This window comes from Serratia sp. HRI (genome assembly GCF_010119335.3).
GTDB classification, from domain to species: Bacteria; Pseudomonadota; Gammaproteobacteria; order Enterobacterales; family Enterobacteriaceae; genus Serratia; species Serratia nevei.
In genome coordinates this window covers 1478867-1499159 of record NZ_CP083690.1, presented here as the reverse complement: position 1 = coordinate 1499159, position 20293 = coordinate 1478867, and the positions used below count along the sequence as shown (strand labels likewise).

Annotated in this window: 19 protein-coding genes, 1 tRNA gene and 2 pseudogenes; 10 read left to right on the top strand and 12 right to left on the bottom strand. The window is 58.7% G+C overall.

Annotation, left to right across the window (positions count from 1 at the left end; genetic code table 11):
- Positions 1 to 18: 18 nt before the first annotated feature.
- Both GF111_RS07365 and cfa read left to right on the top strand, forming a co-directional pair.
- The gene (locus GF111_RS07365; RefSeq protein WP_038875130.1) at positions 19 to 921 is read left to right on the top strand and encodes a carbamate kinase; all 903 of its coding nucleotides are present in this window, start codon (positions 19 to 21) and stop codon (positions 919 to 921) included.
- Between the two features lie 194 nt (positions 922 to 1115).
- Complete coding sequence (gene cfa, locus GF111_RS07360) at positions 1116 to 2267, top strand: cyclopropane fatty acyl phospholipid synthase (RefSeq protein ID WP_038875080.1); 1152 nt, start codon at positions 1116 to 1118, stop codon at positions 2265 to 2267.
- 283 nt (positions 2268 to 2550) lie between these two features.
- Here cfa and GF111_RS07355 read toward each other — a convergent pair whose 3' ends face one another.
- The 3 genes from GF111_RS07355 to tesA form a co-directional block, all read right to left on the bottom strand.
- Entirely contained in the window at positions 2551 to 3405 is an 855-nt protein-coding gene (locus GF111_RS07355; RefSeq protein WP_025160052.1) for a co-chaperone YbbN, read from the bottom strand.
- A 77-nt stretch (positions 3406 to 3482) separates the two neighbouring features.
- The gene (locus tag GF111_RS07350) at positions 3483 to 4259 is read right to left on the bottom strand and encodes an SDR family oxidoreductase (RefSeq protein ID WP_048232880.1); all 777 of its coding nucleotides are present in this window, start codon (positions 4257 to 4259) and stop codon (positions 3483 to 3485) included.
- Positions 4260 to 4285: 26 nt separating this feature from the next.
- On the bottom strand, positions 4286 to 4924 hold the full coding sequence (gene tesA, locus GF111_RS07345; protein ID WP_162215449.1) for a multifunctional acyl-CoA thioesterase I/protease I/lysophospholipase L1: 639 nt from the start codon (positions 4922 to 4924) through the stop codon (positions 4286 to 4288).
- Here tesA and ybbA point away from each other — a divergent pair.
- A complete protein-coding gene (gene ybbA / locus GF111_RS07340; RefSeq protein WP_004940192.1) occupies positions 4895 to 5581 on the top strand; it encodes a putative ABC transporter ATP-binding protein YbbA in 687 nt (228 codons plus the stop codon). The two genes, tesA and ybbA, sit on opposite strands and share 30 nt — an antisense overlap.
- The gene (gene ybbP / locus GF111_RS07335; protein ID WP_047728607.1) at positions 5578 to 8010 is read left to right on the top strand and encodes a putative ABC transporter permease subunit YbbP; all 2433 of its coding nucleotides are present in this window, start codon (positions 5578 to 5580) and stop codon (positions 8008 to 8010) included. The genes ybbA and ybbP overlap by 4 nt, the downstream gene beginning before the upstream one ends.
- A 69-nt stretch (positions 8011 to 8079) precedes the next feature.
- Here the strand turns inward: ybbP and purK are convergent, their stop codons facing one another.
- From purK to ppiB, 4 genes are all read right to left on the bottom strand, one after another.
- On the bottom strand, positions 8080 to 9147 hold the full coding sequence (gene purK, locus GF111_RS07330) for a 5-(carboxyamino)imidazole ribonucleotide synthase (RefSeq protein WP_047728605.1): 1068 nt from the start codon (positions 9145 to 9147) through the stop codon (positions 8080 to 8082).
- Positions 9144 to 9668, bottom strand: a complete 525-nt coding sequence (gene purE, locus GF111_RS07325; protein ID WP_038875095.1) for a 5-(carboxyamino)imidazole ribonucleotide mutase — start codon at positions 9666 to 9668, stop codon at positions 9144 to 9146. Before purE ends, purK begins: the two co-directional genes overlap by 4 nt.
- A 149-nt stretch (positions 9669 to 9817) precedes the next feature.
- Positions 9818 to 10540 (bottom strand): UDP-2,3-diacylglucosamine diphosphatase, encoded by a 723-nt coding sequence (locus tag GF111_RS07320; RefSeq protein WP_038875098.1) that lies wholly within the window; start codon positions 10538 to 10540, stop codon positions 9818 to 9820.
- A gap of 10 nt (positions 10541 to 10550) precedes the next feature.
- A complete protein-coding gene (ppiB, locus tag GF111_RS07315) occupies positions 10551 to 11045 on the bottom strand; it encodes a peptidylprolyl isomerase B (protein ID WP_004940183.1) in 495 nt (164 codons plus the stop codon).
- Between the two features lie 309 nt (positions 11046 to 11354).
- Between ppiB and cysS the strand changes: the two genes are divergently transcribed.
- On the top strand, positions 11355 to 12740 hold the full coding sequence (gene cysS / locus GF111_RS07310) for a cysteine--tRNA ligase (RefSeq protein ID WP_055312585.1): 1386 nt from the start codon (positions 11355 to 11357) through the stop codon (positions 12738 to 12740).
- A gap of 61 nt (positions 12741 to 12801) precedes the next feature.
- Here the strand turns inward: cysS and ybcJ are convergent, their stop codons facing one another.
- Entirely contained in the window at positions 12802 to 13014 is a 213-nt protein-coding gene (gene ybcJ, locus GF111_RS07305) for a ribosome-associated protein YbcJ (protein ID WP_004940179.1), read from the bottom strand.
- 10 nt (positions 13015 to 13024) lie between these two features.
- Positions 13025 to 13891: a bifunctional methylenetetrahydrofolate dehydrogenase/methenyltetrahydrofolate cyclohydrolase FolD gene (gene folD / locus GF111_RS07300; RefSeq protein ID WP_004940177.1), complete on the bottom strand. Its 867-nt coding sequence runs from the start codon at positions 13889 to 13891 to the stop codon at positions 13025 to 13027.
- A gap of 205 nt (positions 13892 to 14096) precedes the next feature.
- Here folD and GF111_RS07295 point away from each other — a divergent pair, with 205 nt between their 5' ends.
- The 3 genes from GF111_RS07295 (at position 14097) to GF111_RS07285 (ending at position 14793) form a co-directional block, all read left to right on the top strand.
- The gene (locus GF111_RS07295) at positions 14097 to 14306 is read left to right on the top strand and encodes a hypothetical protein (protein ID WP_038875103.1); all 210 of its coding nucleotides are present in this window, start codon (positions 14097 to 14099) and stop codon (positions 14304 to 14306) included.
- Positions 14297 to 14623: a hypothetical protein gene (locus GF111_RS07290; RefSeq protein WP_065425913.1), complete on the top strand. Its 327-nt coding sequence runs from the start codon at positions 14297 to 14299 to the stop codon at positions 14621 to 14623. Before GF111_RS07295 ends, GF111_RS07290 begins: the two co-directional genes overlap by 10 nt.
- A gap of 95 nt (positions 14624 to 14718) precedes the next feature.
- Positions 14719 to 14793: transfer RNA gene (locus GF111_RS07285), tRNA-Arg, on the top strand.
- 20 nt (positions 14794 to 14813) lie between these two features.
- Here the strand turns inward: GF111_RS07285 and GF111_RS07280 are convergent.
- The 3 genes and pseudogenes from GF111_RS07280 to GF111_RS07270 all read right to left on the bottom strand — a co-directional run.
- Positions 14814 to 15101 (bottom strand): annotated as a pseudogene (locus tag GF111_RS07280) (tyrosine-type recombinase/integrase); the annotation flags it as partial.
- Positions 15102 to 15215: 114 nt separating this feature from the next.
- Positions 15216 to 15748: pseudogene (locus tag GF111_RS07275) on the bottom strand (phage N-6-adenine-methyltransferase).
- A gap of 677 nt (positions 15749 to 16425) precedes the next feature.
- Entirely contained in the window at positions 16426 to 16758 is a 333-nt protein-coding gene (locus GF111_RS07270) for a hypothetical protein (RefSeq protein WP_162420223.1), read from the bottom strand.
- 972 nt (positions 16759 to 17730) lie between these two features.
- On the opposite strand from GF111_RS07270, the gene GF111_RS07265 reads away from it, so the two are divergent.
- The gene (locus GF111_RS07265; RefSeq protein WP_038875105.1) at positions 17731 to 19146 is read left to right on the top strand and encodes a TolC family protein; all 1416 of its coding nucleotides are present in this window, start codon (positions 17731 to 17733) and stop codon (positions 19144 to 19146) included.
- On the top strand, positions 19146 to 20282 hold the full coding sequence (locus GF111_RS07260) for an ABC transporter permease (protein ID WP_038875107.1): 1137 nt from the start codon (positions 19146 to 19148) through the stop codon (positions 20280 to 20282). The genes GF111_RS07265 and GF111_RS07260 overlap by 1 nt, the downstream gene beginning before the upstream one ends.
- Positions 20283 to 20293: the final 11 nt, after the last annotated feature.

Below are 20293 nucleotides of genomic sequence, written 5' to 3'. Positions count from 1 at the left end.
CAACTACGGGTGCAAACCATGAAAACCTTGGTCATTGCGTTGGGCGGCAACGCCCTGTTGCAGCGCGGAGCCGTGCTCTCTGCGGAAAATCAGTATAAGAGCATCGCCCTTATCGCCGACGCCATCGGCAAGCTGGCGCAGAAATACCGCATTGCCATCGTACACGGCAACGGGCCGCAGGTGGGACTGCTGGCGTTGCAGAACCTGGCGTACCGCGATGTGCCGCCCTATCCGCTGGATATTCTGGTGGCCGAAAGCCAGGGTATGATCGGCTATATGCTGGCGCAGCAGCTGAGCGCCAGCCATCCGCAGCAGCCGGTGTCCACGCTGCTGACGCGGGTGCTGGTGGATGCGCAGGATGCGGATTATCAGGCGCCGAGCAAGTTTATCGGGCCGGTGTATGCGCCGGAACAGCGGCAGGCGCTGGAGGCCAAATACGGCTGGACGCTGAAGGCGGACGGCAACTACATCCGCCGGGTGGTGCCTTCGCCGGCGCCGCAAAAGATTCTCGACATCGAGGCGATCACGCTGCTGCTGTCGCAGCGGCACATCGTGATCTGCAACGGCGGCGGCGGTATCCCGATGATCACCGGCGAGCATGGGCTGACGGGCAGCGAAGCGGTGATCGACAAAGATCTGGCGGCGGCGCTGTTGGCGGAGCAGGTGGGGGCCGATCATCTGGTGATCCTCACCGATGCCGACGCGGTTTACCAGGAGTGGGGCACGCCGCGCCAGCGCGCCATTCGGCGCGCCACCACGCAGGAACTGGCGCCGATGGCGGTGGCGGACGGCGCCATGGGGCCGAAGATCATGGCGGTCAGCCGCTTCGTCGACCGCACCGGGCGGACGGCCCATATCGGTGGCCTGCAGGATATCGACGCGGTGCTGGCGGGCCAGGCCGGCACCTCTATTTTGCCTTAGCCGCCGTCGGTTTATCCGCGCCCGCGCCGGCGCGGATAAGTATGCCTAAATGGCATGATTTCAATAATTTTTATTCATTTCATGATGTTGCTCGCCTTGGCTAGAGTAAAAACACCCCGGTATTTACCGTCAAAAATTTGTCATTTTTATTTGCGACTATGCTTTTTGAAATGACATTTCGGCCAAGGATTGTTATGGATTCGCTCAGTGTTGATGAACTCGCCCAGAAGAAGGATCGCTGGTATCGCATTGTGGAGGAGATGTTGGCGGAAGCCGGCGTCGCCATCAACGGCCCGCGCGCCTGGGATATCCGGGTGCACAACCCGGCGCTGTTCAAACGCATTTTGCAGGAAGGCTCGCTCGGTTTCGGCGAAAGCTATATGGACGGCTGGTGGGAGTGCGAACGGCTGGACATGCTGTTCACCCGCATTCTGCAGGCCGGCGTCGATGAGCGGCTGCCGAAAAGCCTGAGCGACATCGCGCGCGTTGCCTATGCCCGGCTGTTCAACCGCCAATCGCGCAAGCGCGCCTGGCAGGTGGGCAAAGAGCACTACGACATCGGCAACGACCTGTTCCGGGCGATGCTCGATCCTTACATGCAATACTCCTGCGGCTACTGGAAAGAGGCGCAGACGCTCGAGCAAGCGCAGCAGGCCAAGCTGCGGATGATCTGCGAAAAACTGCAGCTGAAGCCGGGCATGACGCTGCTGGATATCGGCTGCGGCTGGGGCGGGTTGGCGCAGTTTGCGGCGCAAAACTACGGCGTCTCGGTGCACGGCGTGACCATTTCCGCCGAGCAGCAGAAGCTGGCGCAGGCACGCTGCGCGGGGCTGGACGTCGAGATCTTGCTGCAGGACTACCGCGATCTGGATCGCCAGTTCGATCGCATCGTGTCGGTCGGCATGTTCGAGCACGTCGGGCCGAAAAACTACGAGACCTATTTCAGCGTCGCGGCGCGCAACCTGAAGCCCGACGGCTTGTTCCTGCTGCACACCATCGGCTCCAATCAGACCGATCTCAACGTCGACGCCTGGATAGACAAATACATCTTCCCCAACGGCTGCCTGCCTTCGGTGCGGCATATCGCCGAGGCCAGCGAAGGGCGTTTCGTGATGGAGGATTGGCACAACTTTGGCGCCGATTACGATCGCACGCTGATGGCCTGGCTGGAGAACTTCAAACGGGCGTGGCCGCAATTGGCCGGCGGCTATTCCGAGCGCTTCGAACGCATGTTCACTTATTACCTGAACGCCTGCGCCGGCGCGTTCCGTTCGCGCAACATTCAGCTGTGGCAGGTGTTGTTCAGCCCGGCGGGCGTGGAGGGCGGGGTGCGGGTCTATCGCTGATATCCCCGTCATATTTCAAGCTGCATCTGTGTTGGCTGCGTTTGCGCGCCCCGGTCGCTTACTTGAGTAAGTTCCCGGGGACTTACAAACTTGCCGCCTTGATGCAACTCGAACTATTTAGGGGATACCCTTCAATATTTACTTTGGGACAACACATATACCCAATGGATTTGCAGTTGCGTCTAGGCGGCAAACGTGAGAAACCCCAGGCGCTTAGATAACTAAGTGACTGGGGTTCAAACGTGCAGCCAACAACGATGCGGCTGGAAAGACGAAGGGTATATCAGTACAGCAGGGAGTACAGCTGGCGGCGATATTTAGCGGCCAGCGCGTCGCCGGTGCCGAGCGCGGCCAGAATGTCCATCAGGGTCTTGCGCGCGTTGCCGTTGGCGGCGGCCAGATCTTTCTTCAGATGCCCCATCAGCAGTTCCAGCGCTTCTTCGTTACGCCCGACCTGATGCAGCTGCAGCGCCAGCTGCACTGCCAGCTCGACGTTGTCCGGCTGCTGCTGTACCTGCTGTTGCAGCTGTTGGATTTCCGGCGTGTCCGCCGCCTGCTTCAACAGTTCAATCTGCGCCACCAGCCCCTGATAGCGGGTATCGCGATCCTGCAGCGGGATGGTTGCCAGCACCGCTTCGGCGTCTTCGCTGCGGCTGAGCGCGATCTGGGTTTCGGCCAGGGTCAGGCCGATGTCGCTGCGCTGTTGGCTACTCTGCCAGGCGTCTTTCAGCAGCGGCAGCGCTTCGGCGGCGTTGCCGGCGGCCAGCAGTTCCTGCGCCTGCGCCAGTTTCAGGTCTTCTTCCTTCGGCAGGAAACGCTGCAGCAAGTCGCGGATCGCTTCTTCGGGCTGCGGGCCCTGGAAGCCGTCGACCGGCTGGCCGTCTTTGAACAGGTAGACCGTCGGAATCGAACGCAGCCCGAACTGGGAGGCGATCATTTGTTCGGCGTCGCAGTCCACCTTGGCCAGAATGAACTGACCGGCGTATTCCGCTGCCAGCTTGTCCAGCACCGGCGTGAGCTGCAGGCAGTGTTGGCTGCGCTCGGACCAGAAGTAGAACAGCACCGGAATGGACATCGATTGTTCCAGCGTCTGGTGCAGGTTAGTTTCGTTAATATCAACAACAGCTTGAGCTAGCATCTTTTTTCTCTCTGATCGTGCGGAGCCATGGGGTGTAGATGGGGGCGCGCCGCCATTCTTCAACCCCGGCGGGCGAATTAAGCGTTGCCGCGCAGCAGCCAATCCAGACAGCGGCCCGGCAGAATGCGGCGCAGCACGCTCATGGCGTGCGCCAGCAGGGTCACCGGGTAGCGCAGTTTGGCGCGAGGGCTTTCCAGCGCGTGGCGCAGTTTGGGCAGAATGGCCTCCGGCGGCAGCGTCAGGCGCTTGGCGATGCCGGGGTTGTGCACCGGCTTGTCGCTCTGCGCCTGGTTGACGTTCTGGCTAAAGTGGGTGGAAATCGGCCCCGGTTCGATCAGGCTGACCTGAATGCCGCTGCCGTGCAGCTCCATGCGCAGCGCGTCCGACCAGGCCTCCAGCGCGAACTTGCTGGCGGCGTAGGCGCCGCGCCCGGCGCTGGAGACCAGCCCCATCACCGAACTGGTCTGGATAATGCGCCCTTCGCCGTGCGGCAACATCGCGGGCAACAGCAGTTGGGTCAGCTGGTGGGTGCCGAACAGGTTGGTGGCGAACTGCCGTTCCAGCTGGCTGCGCGAAATGCGGCTGAGCGGGCCGTAAACGCCGAAGCCGCCGTTGTTGAACAGGCCGTACAGGCGGCCGCCGGTCAGCGCGATCACCTCGGCGGCGGCGCGCTCGACGCTGGCGCTGTCGTCCAGATCCAGCTCGATGCCTTCCAGCCCGAGCTGGCGCATGTTTTCCACGTCCTGCGGCTTGCGACAGGCGGCCAGCACCCGGTAGCCGCGGTTGCGCAGATCCTGCGCCGCAATCAGTCCAATCCCGCTGGAGCAGCCGGTTATCAATACTGCTTTTTGCATAACTTTACCTAGTGTACGACCCTAATTTAGTGAGACTCATGTTTTACTAGCGGTTCCAGGCGCTCCGCCATCCAGGAGGCGATAAACGGCTGGGCGTCCCCATTGGGGTGCAATCCGTCATCCTGCATCCATTCCGGCTTCACCACCACCTGTTCCATATAGAACGGCAGCAGCGGAATGTTGAACTGCTTGGCCAGCGCCGGGTAGACGGCGCTGAACGCCTCGGTATAGCGGCGGCCGTAGTTCGGCGGGATGCGGATCTGCATCAGCAGCGGCTGTGCGCCGGCCTGCTGCACCTGTGTGATGATCTGGCCGAGATCGCGCTGTACGTCCTGCGCCGGGAAGCCGCGCAGGCCGTCGTTGGCGCCCAGCTCGATCAGCACCCAGCGCGGCTGATGCTGTTTCAGCAGCGCGGGCAGACGCGCCAGCCCCTGTGCGGCGGTGTCGCCGCTGATGCTGGCGTTGACCAGCTGCGGCGCGCCCGGTTTTTTCTGCCACTGTTCGGCCAACAGCGTCGGCCAGGCCCGCTCGATCGGCAGGCGGTAACCGGCGCTTAAACTGTCGCCCAAAATCAACAAGGTATCGGCGGCGACAGCGCGTAAACTGAATAATCCCAACAGCAAAAGGAAGGGAAGATGCCAGCGGAAAACGTTCTTGAAGTTCATCATCTTAGTAAACACGTTGGTCAGGGTGAGCATCAGCTCACCATCCTTACCGGAGTCGAGCTGCTTGTCAAACCCGCGCAGACGATCGCCCTGATCGGCGAATCCGGATCGGGGAAATCGACCCTGCTGGGCATTTTGGCCGGGCTGGATGACGGCAGCGAGGGCGAGGTGCGCCTGCTCGGCGAGTCGCTGACCGCGTTGGACGAAGAAGGCCGCGCCGCGCTGCGCGCCAGGAACGTCGGCTTCGTATTTCAGTCGTTCATGCTGGTGCCGACGCTGAACGCGCTGGAAAACGTGCAGCTGCCGGCGCTGCTGCGCGGCGAGAGCGACAGGCAGAGCCGCGAGCAGGCGGTGCAGCTGCTGGAACAGCTGGGATTGGGCAAACGGCTCGATCACCTGCCGGCGCAGCTGTCCGGCGGCGAGCAGCAGCGTGTGGCGCTGGCGCGCGCCTTCAGCGGCCGGCCGCGGGTGCTGTTCGCCGATGAACCGACCGGCAACCTCGATCGCCAGACCGGCGATCGCATCGCCGATCTGCTGTTTTCCCTCAACCGCGATTTTGACACCACCCTGATCCTGGTGACCCATGACGAAACCCTGGCGGCGCGCTGCCAGCGGCGGCTGCGGCTGCGCGAAGGCAAGCTGTGGGAGGAAGCATGATCTGGCGCTGGTTCTGGCGCGAATGGCGCTCGCCGTCGCTGCTGATCGTTTGGCTGGCGCTGACGCTCTCCGTGGCCTGTGTGCTGGCGCTGGGCAGCATCAGCGATCGCATGGACAAAGGGCTCAGCCAGCAAAGCCGCGACTTTATCGCCGGCGATCGGGTGCTGCGCAGTGCGCATCCGGTGCCGGAAGGCTGGCTGCTGGACGCGCAGCAGCAGGGGCTGAAACTGAGCCGTCAGCTGTCGTTCACCACCATGACCTATGCCGGCGATCGGCCGCAGCTGGCGGACGTGAAAGCTACCGATCTGGCTTATCCGCTGTACGGCAAGCTGGAAACGCGCCCGGCCAACATCAAACCCGAACCGGGCAGCGTGCTGGTGGCACCGCGTCTGCTGGCGCTGCTGAACGTGAAAGTGGGTGATTCGCTCGAGGTGGGCGACACCACGCTGCGCATCGCCGGCGAAATCATTCAGGAGCCGGACGCCGGCTTCAACCCGTTCCAGACCGCGCCGCGCATCATGATCAACCTGGCGGACGTCGATAAGACCGGCGCGGTGCAGCCGGGCAGTCGCCTGACCTACCGCTACATGTTCGCCGGCGCCGAGCCGGATATTCAACGTTACGAAGAACGGCTGACGCCGCAGTTGACGCCGGATCAGCGCTGGTTCGGGCTGCAGGAGTCCGGCAGCGCGCTCGGCAAGTCGCTGCAGCGATCCCAACAGTTCCTGCTGTTGTCGGCCCTGCTGACGCTGCTGTTGTCGATCGCCGCCGTGGCGGTGGCGATGAGCCACTATTGTCGCAGCCGCTACGATCTGATCGCGGTGCTGAAAACCCTCGGCGCCGGGCGCGGCGCGCTGCGTAAGCTGATCGTCGGCCAGTGGCTGGCGGTGATGGCGCTGGCGGCGGTGTGCGGCGGGGCGATCGGGCTGGCGTTTGAAGCGCTGTTGATTCGCCTGCTGAAACCGGTGTTACCGGCCGCATTGCCCGCCGCCGGCGCCTGGCCGTGGCTGTGGGCGCTCGGCGCGCTGGTGCTGATTTCACTGCTGGTCGGGCTGCGGCCGTACCGTCAGCTGCTGGCTACCCAACCGCTGCGGGTGCTGCGCCGCGATGTGGTGGCCAGCGTCTGGCCGCTGCGCTACTTCCTGCCGGTGACGGCGGCGGTCGTGGTGGCGCTGCTGGTGACGCTGATGGGGGCCAGCACGCTGCTGTGGGCGATCCTGGCCGGTATGGCGGTGCTGGCGCTGCTGCTGGGCGGCATCGGCTGGGGCAGCCTGTTGTTGCTGCGCCGCATCACGCTCAAGAGCCTGGCACTGCGGCTGGCGGTTAACCGCCTGCTGCATCAGCCGTGGGTGACCATCAGCCAGCTGGCGGCATTTTCGCTGTCGTTCATGCTGTTGGCGCTGCTGTTGGTGCTGCGCGGCGATCTGCTCGAACGCTGGCAGCAACAGCTGCCGCCGGACAGCCCGAACTATTTCCTGCTCAACATGACCGAGGCGCAGGTGCCGCAGGTGAAAACCTTCCTGCAGCAGCATCAGATCAAGCCGGAAACCTATTATCCGATCGTCCGGGTGCGCCTGACCGAGATAAACCAGCAGCTGGCGACCGAGCGGGTGCATGAAGACGATCCGGGCGGCGAGGCGGTGAACCGCGAGCTGAACCTGACCTGGCTGGCCGATCTGCCGGATCATAATCCGCTGGTGGCGGGCAGCTGGCCGCCGAAAAGCGGCGAAGTCTCGATGGATGAAGGCATTGCCGGGCGGCTGAAGATCACGCTGGGCGACACGCTGACCTTCAGCGGCGATACCCAGGCGTTCAGCGCCAAGGTCACCAGCCTGCGCCAGGTGGATTGGGAAAGCCTGAAGCCGAACTTTTACTTTATCTTCCCGCCGGGCGCGCTGGACGGCCAGCCGCAGACCTGGCTTACCAGCTTCCGCTACGACGGCGACGGCCGGATGCTGACCCAGCTCAACCGCCAGTTTCCGACGCTCAGCCTGCTGGACATCGGCGCGATCCTGAAACAGGTCGGCGGCGTGCTGCAGCAGGTCAGCCGCGCGCTGGAGGTGATGGTGGTGCTGGTGGTGCTGTGCGGCGGCTTACTGCTGCTGGCGCAGGTGCAGGTCGGCATGCGTCAGCGCCGCCAGGAGCTGGTGGTGTACCGCACGCTGGGGGCCGGCAAACGGCTGCTGCGCCGCACGCTGTGGTGCGAGTTCGCCCTGCTGGGGCTGGTGGCGGGCATCGCGGCGGCGGTGGGCGCCGAGGCGGCGCTGTGGCTGCTGCAGAGCCGGGTATTCGACTTCCCGTGGACGCCGACGCCGGTGCTGTGGTGGGCGCTGCCGCTGGCCAGCGCGCTGCTGCTGTCGCTTTGCGGCGGCTGGCTGGGCGTGCGCCTGCTGCGCGGCCGGGCGCTGTTCCGCAGTTATGAGGGGTGATGTTGACTTAGCGGGATGAAAAAAGGGGTTAGCCTAAGGCTAACCCCTTTTACTTTCGGCGGCGGCGCTTTAGGCCAGCTTCTGCTGTGCCCAGGCCAGCCCGCTTTGGTATTCGCCCGGCAGCAGCGGCGCCAGCGCCTGCAGCGCCTGGCGCAGATCGGCGGCGCTCGGGTCGTTCAGATTGAGGTGGCCGACCTTGCGGCCCGGGCGCACTTCTTTCTCATACCAGTGCAGATGTACCAGCGGCAGCGACAGCCACTGTTCGTTGACGGCGGTGCCGATCAGGTTGACCATCACCGACGGCGTGCTCACCACCGGCTGCGGCAACGGCAGGCCAAGGATGGCGCGCAGATGCAGTTCGAACTGGCTGATGGACGCGCCGTTTTGCGTCCAGTGGCCGCTGTTGTGCACGCGCGGCGCCAGTTCGTTGATCAGCAGCCGATCGCCGACGATAAAGCACTCCATCGCCATCACGCCGACGTAGTTCAGCTCGTTCAGGATCGCCGCCAGCATCTGCTCGGCCTGTTGCTGCAGCGCCGGGTTGGGCTGCGGCAGCGCCACGCTGGTGCGCAGGATGCCGTCTTCATGCAGGTTGTGGGTCAGCGGGTAGAATACCGAACGGCCGTCGTGGCCGCGCGCGCCCACCAGCGACACTTCGCCGGAGAAATTGATGCCTTGCTCGACGATGCACTCGCCATAGGCATCGGCCGGCAGTTCGGCTTCCTGGCCCGGGCGCAGGCGCCATTGGCCGCGGCCGTCATAGCCGCCGACCCGGCGTTTGACGATCGCCAGCTCGCCCAGCGAAGCGAATACCTGCGGCCATTCGGCGGCGCCCGCCAGCAGCTGCCACGGCGCGGTCGCCAGGCCGAGCTGGTCGAGCAGCTGTTTTTGCGTCAGGCGATCGGCCAGGCGCGGGAAGATGTCGCGGTTGACGAAGGCGCTGTGGGTCGCCAGCTCGCGCGTTAGCGCGGTTTCCGGCCAGCGTTCGATCTCGGCGGTAATGACGCTGTTCTGATACGGCACCGCCTCGGGCTCGGCATCGATGCCGACGGGATAAACGGCGATGCCCAGCGGTTCGCCGGCCTGGCGCAGCATGCGCCCCAGCTGGCCGTTGCCCAGTACGCAAACCGGCTTCATGCGTCCTCCCGCGGATCGGGGTGGTTCAAGACGTCTTCGGTCTGCGCCCGACGCCAGTCCGCCAAACGCTGCGCCAGCGCGGCGTCGTGCAGCGCCAGGATTTGCATCGCCAGCAGCCCGGCGTTGGCGGCGCCGGCTTTGCCGATCGCCAGCGTGCCCACCGGAATGCCGCGCGGCATCTGCACGATGGAGTACAGGCTGTCTACGCCGCTCAGCGCGGCGCTTTGCACCGGCACACCCAGCACCGGCACCAGGGTTTTCGCCGCCAGCATGCCCGGCAGGTGCGCCGCACCGCCGGCGCCGGCGATGATCACGTCAAAGCCGTTGGCGGTAGCCTGCTCGGCGAAGCTGAACAGCTTGTCCGGCGTACGGTGGGCGGAAACGACTTCGACATGGAAGGGGACTTCGAGCTGGGTCAGGACTTCGGCGGCGAACTGCATGGTGGCCCAGTCACTTTTCGATCCCATTACAATTGCGATTTTCGCCCCGGTAGTGGCGGCTGAAGCGGCGTTGGCTCCCATGGGTGTAAGGCTCCTGTGATTTGTCTGGCGTCGGCTGAGGGCCGAATGAGGGCGTAGAGCATACCATGAGCGCACGGCAAGGAAAACGGTTGCGTCGCCGGTTTTCACCGCCAAAAGCGCGAATTTTCACTCGCGCGCCAGTCCGGGGCTCAGAATGGGAATTGGATCAGCTCGACGGCGTCGGCGCTGACTTTGATCATCGATCCTTCGACGTGCCAGGCGCCCAGCACCGCGCGATGGGCTTCGCCGTTGCTCAACGCCAGCCGGTGCACCGCCGGGCGATGGGTATGGCCGTGGATCATCCAGCGCACGTCGTGGCGCAGCATCGTCTGTTCGACTGCCTGCGGGTTGACGTCCATGATGGCTTCCGACTTGTACTGGTTGGATTGCTGGCTGCGGGCGCGCATGTTGGCGGCGATCTTCAGTCGCCAGCGCAGCGGCAGCGCCAGGAACAATTTTTGAATCAGCGGGTTGTGCACTTTACGGCGGAATTGCTGATAGGCCTGATCGTCGGTGCACAGGGTGTCGCCGTGCAGGATCAGGATCCTGCGGCCGTACAGCTCCAGCACTTTCTCTTCCGGCAGCAGCTGCATGCCGCTGGCGCGGGCGAAGCGCTTGCCGAGCAGAAAATCGCGGTTGCCGTGGATGAAGTAGCAGGGCACGCCGGCCTGTTGCAGCGCTTTCAGCGCCGCGGCGATCTCCGCGTGCAGCGGCTCGGGATCGTCGTCGCCGATCCAGGCTTCAAACAGGTCGCCGAGGATGTACAGCGCGTCGGCGTGAACCGCTTCGCGCTGTAAAAAACGCAGAAAACCGGCAGTGATTGCCGGTTCCTGTGCGCACAAGTGCAGATCTGCGATGAACAGCGTACTCATGCAGCTGCGATTACTCGCTGACGGTTACGCTGTTGATCACGACGTCTTCTACCGGTACGTCCTGGTGCATGCCGCTGCGGCCGGTTTTCACGCCTTTGATCTTGTTGACCACGTCCATGCCTTCAACCACTTCAGCGAACACGCAGTAGCCCCAGCCCTGCACGTTTTCGCCGCGGAAGTTCAGGAAGTCGTTGTCAGCCACGTTGATGAAGAACTGTGCGGTGGCGGAGTGCGGATCGTTGGTGCGCGCCATTGCCAGGGTGCCGATGGTGTTTTTCAGACCGTTGTTGGCTTCGTTCTTGATGGTCGCGTTGGTCGCTTTCTGGTTCATGCCCGGCTCGAAACCGCCGCCCTGGATCATGAAGCCGTTGATCACACGGTGGAAGATGGTGTTGTCGTAGAAACCGGCGCGGCAGTAGTTCAGGAAGTTTTCAACGGTAACCGGTGCTTTGTCAGCAAAGGTCTTGATAACGATATCGCCGTGATTGGTGTGGAAAGTAACCATAGTTTTAATCCTAACAAGGTGAAGTGAGACGTCACGTAAAGCGAGTGAACATTCAGACCGCCCTTATAACATATCCGCCCCAGCGAGTCAGCAGCGGCTCAACCGCGCACTGTCTGTGGTAATTGCATTTATGTTATATTATAACAATTACGCCGGCCGTCGAATTTCGCGCATTTTATTCGCGTGAAGTCAGCAAAGCATGGCCTTAACCTTGCAATAGATCAGGCTTCAGGTTTCAATACGCTACCGGGCGGAAAACCTGAAGCCCGGTTATCTTTTTTGTTATCACGCACACCACGGAATCTCCCGATGCTAAAGATTTTTAATACCCTGAGTCGTCAAAAAGAGGAATTCAAACCCATTCATGCCGGGAAAGTGGGCATGTACGTGTGCGGGGTAACCATCTATGACCTGTGTCACATCGGCCACGGTCGTACCTTTGTCGCTTTCGACGTGGTGGCGCGTTACCTGCGCTACCTCGGCTATTCGCTGAACTACGTGCGCAACGTCACCGACGTGGACGACAAAATCATCCGCCGCGCGGCGGAAAATCATGAAACCTGCGACCAGCTGACCGAACGCATGCTGGCGGAAATGCACGCCGACTTCGACGCGCTGCTGATCGACCGCCCGGATCAAGAGCCGCGCGCGACCCAGCACATCGCCGAGATCATCGAGATCACCCAGCGCCTGATCGATCGCGATCACGCCTATGTGGCCAGCAACGGCGACGTGATGTTCTCCATCGACAGCGATCCGCAATACGGGCTGCTGTCGCGCCAGGATTTGGATCAGCTGCAGGCCGGCGCGCGCGTAGAGATCGACGACGTGAAACGCAACCCGATGGACTTCGTGTTGTGGAAGATGTCCAAGCCGGGCGAGCCGAGCTGGCAGTCGCCGTGGGGGCCGGGCCGTCCGGGCTGGCACATCGAATGCTCCGCCATGAACTGCAAACAGCTGGGCACCCACTTCGACATCCACGGCGGCGGTTCCGATCTGATGTTCCCGCACCACGAGAACGAGATCGCACAGTCGAGCTGCGCCCACGACGGCCCGTACGTCAATTACTGGATGCACTCCGGCATGGTGATGATCGACAAAGAGAAGATGTCCAAATCGCTGGATAACTTCTTCACCATTCGCGACGTGCTCGGCCATTACGATGCGGAGACGGTGCGTTACTTCCTGATGTCCGGCCACTATCGCAGCCAGCTGAACTACAGCGAAGAGAACCTCAAGCAGGCGCGCACCGCGCTGGAGCGCCTCTATACCGCGCTGCGCGGCACCGACGCCGACGCCGTGCCGGCCGGCGGCGAAGCGTTCGAAGCCCGCTTCCGCGAAGCGATGGACGACGACTTCAATACCCCGGAAGCCTATTCGGCGCTGTTCGATCTGGCGCGCGAGGTTAACCGCCTCAAGGGTGAAGACATGGCGGCGGCTAACGGCATGGCGGCGGAACTGCGTAAGTTGGCGAACGTGCTCGGCCTGCTGCAGCAGGAGCCGGAGCAGTTCCTGCAAGGGGGCGCTCAGGTTGACGGCGGCGAAGTGGCGGAGATCGAAGCGCTGATCAAACAGCGTAACGAAGCGCGCGCTGCGAAGGACTGGGCGCTGGCGGATGCCGCTCGCGATCGGTTGAACGAGATGAACATCGTGCTGGAAGACGGCCCGCAGGGCACCACCTGGCGCCGTAAGTAATCCGGCCGCAGGGAAAAACAAAAAAGGCGCTGAATTCAGCGCCTTTTTCTATGGCTGCGGGTTAGGGTTTAACCATGACCTTGCCGCCGTTGAATTCCACCACCTGATCGGCGACGATCTTGCAGCGCTTGCGGGTTTCGACTTTGCCGTCGACTTTCACCCGCCCTTCGGCGATGACTTCTTTGGCGGCGCCGCCGCTTTCACACCAGCCCTGGAACTTCAGCAGATCGCACAGTTCGACGTGGGGATGATTGTCCAGATTGAAAATTTCCATACTGCCTTACTTATTTAGGTTGAACGTCGTGATATTCCTCGCAGGCCTGCAAGGTATTTTGGATCAGTGTAGCAACGGTCATCGGGCCGACGCCACCCGGCACCGGGGTGATGTAGGCGGCGCGCTCGCTGGCGGCGTCGAAATCGACGTCGCCCACCACTTTACCGCTTTCCAGACGGTTGATGCCGACATCCACCACGATGGCGCCCGGTTTGATCCAGTCGCCCGGAATGAAGCCCGGCTTACCGACCGCCACCACCAGCAGATCGGCGTTCTCGACGTGGTGACGCAGATTCTTGGTGAAGCGGTGGGTGACGGTGGTGGTGCAGCCGGCCAGCAGCAGCTCCATGCTCATCGGGCGGCCGACGATGTTGGAGGCGCCGACCACCACGGCGTTCAGGCCGTAGGTATCGATGTTATAACGCTCCAGCAGGGTGACGATGCCGCGCGGCGTGCACGGGCGCAGCTTAGGCGCGCGTTGGCACAGGCGGCCGACGTTGTACGGGTGGAAGCCGTCGACGTCTTTGTCCGGGTGAATGCGTTCCAGCACCTTGACGTTATCGATGCCGGCCGGCAGCGGCAGCTGGACCAGAATGCCGTCGATTTCCTCATCGGCGTTCAGCTGGTCGATCAACGCCAGCAGCTCGGCTTCACTGGTGGCAGCGGGCAGGTCGTAGGAGCGGGAAAGGAAGCCGACTTCATCGCAGGCGCGGCGCTTGCTGGCGACGTAAATTTGCGAAGCCGGGTTCTCGCCGACCAGCACAACCGCCAGCCCTGGGGCGCGTTTGCCGGCCGCCAGACGTTGTTTCACTTGCTCAGCCACTTCGTTTCTAACCTGCTGCGCAATCGTTTTACCATCAATAATCTTTGCTGACATCAGTGTGGAAATCCATCAATTAAGAAAAGCGGGGATGCCGCTATTCTGGCAGAAGCTGAGCGCGCTGTCAGGCGCAGAATCACCCTCGCGGCCGTTGCCGACGCCGATTTACGCTTTTTTTATGCCGGCCTCAGGATCCTCTACGTCATTTTTACCTGTATTTGGATACGCTGGGGCCGTTCACAGGGCGAAAGAGGGCAGGATCATGAGAGCGATAACCCGGCTTTACCCGTTGCATCATCAGCCTGACGAGCAACCGGCAGAGCCTAAACACGTGGGGGAAACGGTGTTCGATTCTTCGCTGCATCCGGCGGACAGTGCGCAACTCACCGCGCTGCATCAGCTCGGCAAGCATGAGGCGGCGCCGTCGTGGCGGGCACGCCTGAATGCGCTGTGGCGGAAGTTATGCGTATGAAGGGCTGCGCCTGGGCAGGCTGCACGCTGTTGCTGGTTTGGGCATCGGGGAGCCAGGCTTCTTTAAACAGCGCTCGCCCCGACGCCACACTGGGGGAAAGGGTGGCGGCGACCTGCAACGCGCGGGTGGTTGAGCACGCCGATTGGGGCGACATCGCCGCAGTCGTACAGTCCGCTCGCCTTTGCCGGTGGCGGGGCGACGGGCGGCAGTGGTCTGAGCGCGCGCCGATTTACGTAGGCGTCGGCCTGGTTCAGCATGGCAGCGCCCGGTTGACGGGAACCCTCGCCGCGCGGGCGCTGGCGGAAAAAACGCCATAAAGCACGGCCGCCGCCGTAACGTCATGAAAAGGCATTGACTCGCTAACCTCTGGCCGTATAATCCCAACCCGCAGCCGCAGGTTGCCGCATCTCAATGCGCCCTTAGCTCAGTTGGATAGAGCAACGGCCTTCTAAGCCGTAGGTCATAGGTTCGAATCCTATAGGGCTAAGTATCAATGAGTTACACCTTTCATCCCGTCTTTCCAATTGCATCATGGGACAGATTTGGGACTAAACCTCCGAAAATCGCGTCAATTTGCCTCGCATGCTCAGTTAGATGGTTAGGTGCAAGGTGAGCGTATCGCTGTACCATTTCGATGCTCTCCCTGCCGCCCATTTCCTGGAGTGACGAAAGCGGCACATCTGCCTGAACCAACCAACTCGCCCACGTATGCCGCAGATCGTGAAAGCGGAAATCAGTTATTTCCGTCCTCCGTTTCCCGGTGTTCCAAGCTGAGTTATCATCAACCCGCATTTTACTGCGTGTTTATCGAGTAACTGACGGAGGGTTAAATCGTTGGAAGGGGAGTCGAAATCTCTTAAAAGCTCTCTGGATGTACTGCGGAGAAGGTTTTTCTTTGCTGAGTCCATATCATGCAATGCTTTCCTCCATGATTATGCTCTTTCCTATGCTCAGGAGCTCGTCCCTGGATATGGTTGAGAACTGGCACCGCGGCTTGATAAATTGTCGCCAGATGAATAGCAGGCTACTTTTACTGTTGCCGTTCTTCCCCGGCTTTCCCGTCGTGGAATTAATAAACGCCAGGCGGCCATCGGTGATAGGGCGGACTTCATCGACTGACTGCAGCGCCAATGAAAACCAACCCGTTGACGTGTCCGCCGGCAACAACATCACGATCAACTGATTCTGCACGCGGCATTGCTCCGCAGCCTTAAGCATCCACGGGGTGATGTGCTGTATGGCGGATTGCACCAGATAGAGCCGTAGCTCACCAAGTCGATAGACAGCGCGTTATCCTGCTCTGTCTGGTAGTGAGCGCATAGCGCGTTACCATCGTCTGCTGTTGCATCCAGGAAGAAGCCAAACTCAACGTCCAGTGCGTTGAAAATTTGCCGTCGGTCTTTGTGTTCTGGTGGCGTGTTGCTGGCAAAAACAGTACTCAATTCTCACCTCACCAGCAGCGCGCGGCTGCGTTGACGCAAAACTCTATACGGGTTTTAATCCACGGAGTGTCGACTGCTCGCGCGAGTTTGAGGGATTTTTCCCAAACTTCAGCGGCCTTTCATACCATCCACGTTGTTCACATTCAGCCGCAATTCTGGCGATATTGCGGTATGCATGATGACTGGTCATGTTTAAATCCTGATTGGGTTATTGTAGCGCTCGTGGGACATAATCTCCCATGAGTTGCCGTTGTCTTTTGACAGCAATCGCCAGCAGCGGGCCACTGGCAACGTTAAATGCTTGTGTTGGTAGTCCGGTTGGGTTTCGTTTTGCCCTCCCTGTAGGCGCATGAACCCCCTCAGCTTTGACGCTGATTCGTTGCGGAATTCGTGGTTTCATATTTTCGGTGGATTATTTGGTGATTGGCGCCCAGCATGCGGAGTGAATGCCAGAGCGGCGGACTTTCTCAACGGCTTTTTCTAGCTTCATCAGTCGGTGACGGATGGACCTACTGGCCATATTTTTGCATTTTTAAAAGCCATTTCACTGCCAACATCAAACCCTGAAACGTCATATATCTCCCCATCACCGGACTCAATATAACCGCCGATTGAGTGCTGACATCCATGCGGGCCATAATGCTCCCACGGCCACGGCGTTCCTTTAAATCCACATATCACATAACCTCCATCAATCCAATAACTACGCCATACCAGAAGATGGCGCATGAAACCAACATCCAAAACCAAACCTTTCCTCTAAAGCTCATGCTACCTCGACGTTTAGGCGTAAAAAAATCCGCTATCGGAAGCCATGCGTTGGCGCTCCAAACAGCTTTATCAATCTGCGCTGGCCAGGTTGCTACGTTGAACCAGTGGAGCGCATCGGTGGGAAAATAAAAAAAAGCCCCGGGGTAGGGGCGAAAGATGATGATTACTTTTTTAGTGCAGCGAGATAAATCTAACAATTGTCGCGTATTTTTATTGTGGATTATCGTGCTGTCATTCATGAAAAAAACAGAGCATCAATCCACAAAACCAATAGCAAGCAAATTAAACGTGCTGTTTATGTTCGCAAGGAGAATAACCAACTACTGGCGATACACCGACTCGAAGAAGAGAGAAAGCGATGAATAAATGCCGTAACGGCGTAATTGTCTCGATTATCTCATTAGCCTTTCTGACCGTGTTGGGTACGGGGAGATTGCAGATTAAGCTATGGTAACTATGGTGGCCGCTGCATACTGGGTAATCATGCTGTTTGGCTCGTTAACTCTGATTGTGAGTTATGTGATGCGGAGTGAGAAATATGAGCAAAAATTATCAGTAATTGAAGTTAATCAATGATATGGTGAAGAGTAATCTCCTGTGTAGAGCGATAGACAGGATCTGCTTTATCATCATCGCTTGCTCGCTATCGTTGTCGGGCGGGTATTTACCGCAGTCTGCTAAGAACCCACAGACGCAATCGACCCGCTAGATAGTTTCCAGAGCGCCTGGCAGGCTATTTCAAAGGGTTGGAAGCTAAGCAAGGCGTCACCCGCAATAAACGCCAGAAAACCAGGTAGCTCGCCAAAGAGAATCCCCTTGGTGATGACATAAAACATGAGTATCTGATCATACCCGGCAGAAGCTTTCCAACAACCGTTAGAAGGTGCGCATTACGCTAAGGCGTTTCGCAGGCTGTACACCAATATGCCTGATAACTCTTATCTCCCGCTTCACACATTCTGGAGCATTGGTGTAGATGGCTCAAAGACGATTGCACCTAGAAGGATACCGAAAATAGTGGGATGACAAGCGTGGGGGCAGGAAAGACAGACTTCTCACGAGCACACATCATACGGTTTTCGCTACTAGGCTGGAGCGTAAATTTGTGTGGGGACACTTGACTCCATCCAACCTCCACATAATCTCAACATAAAAGCAACCTATCTTAGCTAAGATAGAGTAAGGATAAATGTTATCGTGGAAAACACTATATGATTTTTTTTGGTGGCTATTTTAGAAAGGGAGCGATAGCAATTCCGGCATTGATATTATTGAGTGGCTGTGTTGGCTCCAATAGACCTGATTTAACACAAAAAGTGCCTGATAAGTGGGACGTGGCTATGCCTGCATGGGGGCATCTCGTAGATTTACGCTCCTGGTGGCAAACTTTTAATGACCCGGTGTTAGACGAACTTGTAGAAAATGCGCTTGCTAATAACCTGAATATTGCCCAAGCCGAACAGTGGTTGAAAACAGCACAAGCTCTGAATGGTGCTACCGCCAGTAGCTATTTACCTCATCTCCGAGCGGGAGTTCAACCTGTGCAAGATGCCGCTGCCCGGGATAATTACCTCCACGGCAGTATTGATATGGTATGGGAGCTCAGCCTCTATGGCGAGTCAGCCAACCGGCAACAGGCTGGGGAAGCCGTTGTTCTATCGGCTCAAGCCCGGGAGCAAGGGGTGCGTATTTCTGTCGTTGCAAACGTAGTGCAAAATTATTTACGTTTTATATATGCTGGCCGACAGTTGTCTCTACTGTCCTCTCAGGAGGCTGTTGAGAAACGTTTACATACATTAGCGGCGATCCGTAAAACCGCTCACATTGGTGATGCGGAAGAACAGATCAGTTCTTCTTTGCGTATGGCACGTTTACAGGCCAACATCATTGAATTACAGCAAGTTAGAGAGCAATCATCCCGGGCGCTGGCGCTACTGACGAACAAGACACTGACACAGACGGTGCAACTATTACATGATAAAATAAATTTAACTCCGGATATTCGTATTAAAGAGATACCCGCCGATTTGCTGCGTACGCGCCCTGATATTAGACAAGCAGAAGCTGATGTATTGCAATCTGCCGCTGATGTGGGGCTGGCTCAAGCTGCGCTTTATCCTCGTCTGACGTTAAGCGGTTCATTATTATATGCATATAACCAGACAGAAAATTATCGCCGCAGTGGCAGTAATAGTATCCCTGCCCTTGGTCCTATCATTGATATTCCATTGTGGGATTGGGGGATGCGTTTAGCGAATAAACATGCCAAAGAACACGAGCTTCAGGCAGCACTGCTGGGATATCGCAAAGCGGTGCAAGATGGTGTTGGTGAGACTGAGGATGCGCTATCTTCGCTGAACTACCAAAATCAATGCCTTCAAGCTCTGCATACTGCTTTTGAGCAACAAAATCATTTACGCATTATGCAACAGAAACTAAACCAACTGGGGTTATCCAGTGAATATGATGGTTTAAGTGGGAAGAGCACGATGTTGCAAGTAGAGTCTGAATTAGTTGAGGCAGAGTTTAAGCATGCTTCTGCTTTCGTCACCTTATTCAAAGCGTTGGGCGGTGCGCCGTTGTCAGCAGTCTCCGAGTCATTTACTACACACGCAGAGGGCCGGTAATGATTTCACTCGCGCGGAAATCACTGATTCACGAATGGCGACGTTTTGTCCCTGTGGGACTCTCTGTTGGTTTTTCCGGTATTTTATTGATTGTTCAGGTGGCGTTGGTGCTTGGGATTTTTGGCAGTGCGGCAATATACATAAACGCTTCCTCTGCTGATGTTTGGATTGGATATCCCGGTACCCAAAGTGTTAATTATGGTCGACTGATTGGGCCGGATGTTAAAACCCACTTGCGTATGGATCCTGAGATCGCAGAGGTTGAGTCTTATCTCTGGGTGGATGGCGACTGGTACACCCCGAATGCGGACGGTGGTAGTGTGTCTGTTTATCTTTCTGGTATTTCAACTCGCCCTGAAGCGATGATGTTTTCGCGGCTTCTTCCTGTTGAACTGCGAGAAAAGCTGCGTGAGCCTGGTGCTGTTATCGTTGATCCCGCTGATTTGGCTACGCTGGGTTCACATGTCGGGGGGCATGCTTGGATTAATAAACAGCCTGTATATATCGTTGGCATACTGAAAGGTTTACGCGGATTGGGCGGTATTAATGTGCTCTCCTCTCATGAAAGTGCTTTAACGATCGCTGGGCTGCAGGAAGGAGAAGGTAGCACCTATTATCTTGCGCGGTTAAAGCAACCAGGGCAGCTCTCTAGCGTATTAGCGCGCTTCTCACAACCGGACAAACGCTTCGGCCTATATGAAATGTGGTCGTCCAATGACTTTGCCTCACGTTCGCAGCTGTACTGGTTGCTGGATACAGGTGCGGGTGTAGCCGTGTTATTTATGGCGGGATTGGTCTGCTTGGTTGGGGCCATGATTACCAGTCAGTCACTTAAAACAGTCATTACTAGCTACAGCCGCGAATATGCCACGCTCAACGCATTGGGTGCAAGTCGCTTCGCTCTTGCAAAGGTTGTGGTGGAGCAATCCTGCTGGATTGGCAGCATTGGGCTTCTCTTCTCGGCTATAGTAAGTGCACTGTTACTCAGTATTGCCAAACACTATCAGGTACCGGTAGAGATCACACCCTTTGCCATGCTGAGTTGTATATTCTTGGTGGCTTGTATGGTGCTACTTTCAAGTTTGTCAGCTGTAAGGGAACAGTTAAATATCGATCCTTCACTACTGTTACGCTGACTAAAAGGTTA

Coding starts and splice junctions, on each gene's coding strand:
- GF111_RS07365 (WP_038875130.1), top strand. CDS start 19: ATGAAAACCTTGGTCATTGCGTTGGGCGGCAACGCCCTGTTGCAGCGC.
- ybcJ (WP_004940179.1), bottom strand. CDS start 13,014: ATGGAAATTTTCAATCTGGACAATCATCCCCACGTCGAACTGTGCGAT.
- ybbA (WP_004940192.1), top strand. CDS start 4,895: ATGCCAGCGGAAAACGTTCTTGAAGTTCATCATCTTAGTAAACACGTT.
- cfa (WP_038875080.1), top strand. CDS start 1,116: ATGGATTCGCTCAGTGTTGATGAACTCGCCCAGAAGAAGGATCGCTGG.
- GF111_RS07270 (WP_162420223.1), bottom strand. CDS start 16,758: ATGAATGACAGCACGATAATCCACAATAAAAATACGCGACAATTGTTA.
- purK (WP_047728605.1), bottom strand. CDS start 9,147: ATGAAGCCGGTTTGCGTACTGGGCAACGGCCAGCTGGGGCGCATGCTG.
- GF111_RS07320 (WP_038875098.1), bottom strand. CDS start 10,540: ATGAGTACGCTGTTCATCGCAGATCTGCACTTGTGCGCACAGGAACCG.
- tesA (WP_162215449.1), bottom strand. CDS start 4,924: ATGAACTTCAAGAACGTTTTCCGCTGGCATCTTCCCTTCCTTTTGCTG.
- GF111_RS07265 (WP_038875105.1), top strand. CDS start 17,731: ATGATTTTTTTTGGTGGCTATTTTAGAAAGGGAGCGATAGCAATTCCG.
- purE (WP_038875095.1), bottom strand. CDS start 9,668: ATGGGAGCCAACGCCGCTTCAGCCGCCACTACCGGGGCGAAAATCGCA.
- GF111_RS07350 (WP_048232880.1), bottom strand. CDS start 4,259: ATGCAAAAAGCAGTATTGATAACCGGCTGCTCCAGCGGGATTGGACTG.
- GF111_RS07290 (WP_065425913.1), top strand. CDS start 14,297: ATGCGTATGAAGGGCTGCGCCTGGGCAGGCTGCACGCTGTTGCTGGTT.
- GF111_RS07355 (WP_025160052.1), bottom strand. CDS start 3,405: ATGCTAGCTCAAGCTGTTGTTGATATTAACGAAACTAACCTGCACCAG.
- ybbP (WP_047728607.1), top strand. CDS start 5,578: ATGATCTGGCGCTGGTTCTGGCGCGAATGGCGCTCGCCGTCGCTGCTG.
- ppiB (WP_004940183.1), bottom strand. CDS start 11,045: ATGGTTACTTTCCACACCAATCACGGCGATATCGTTATCAAGACCTTT.
- cysS (WP_055312585.1), top strand. CDS start 11,355: ATGCTAAAGATTTTTAATACCCTGAGTCGTCAAAAAGAGGAATTCAAA.
- GF111_RS07260 (WP_038875107.1), top strand. CDS start 19,146: ATGATTTCACTCGCGCGGAAATCACTGATTCACGAATGGCGACGTTTT.
- GF111_RS07295 (WP_038875103.1), top strand. CDS start 14,097: ATGAGAGCGATAACCCGGCTTTACCCGTTGCATCATCAGCCTGACGAG.
- folD (WP_004940177.1), bottom strand. CDS start 13,891: ATGTCAGCAAAGATTATTGATGGTAAAACGATTGCGCAGCAGGTTAGA.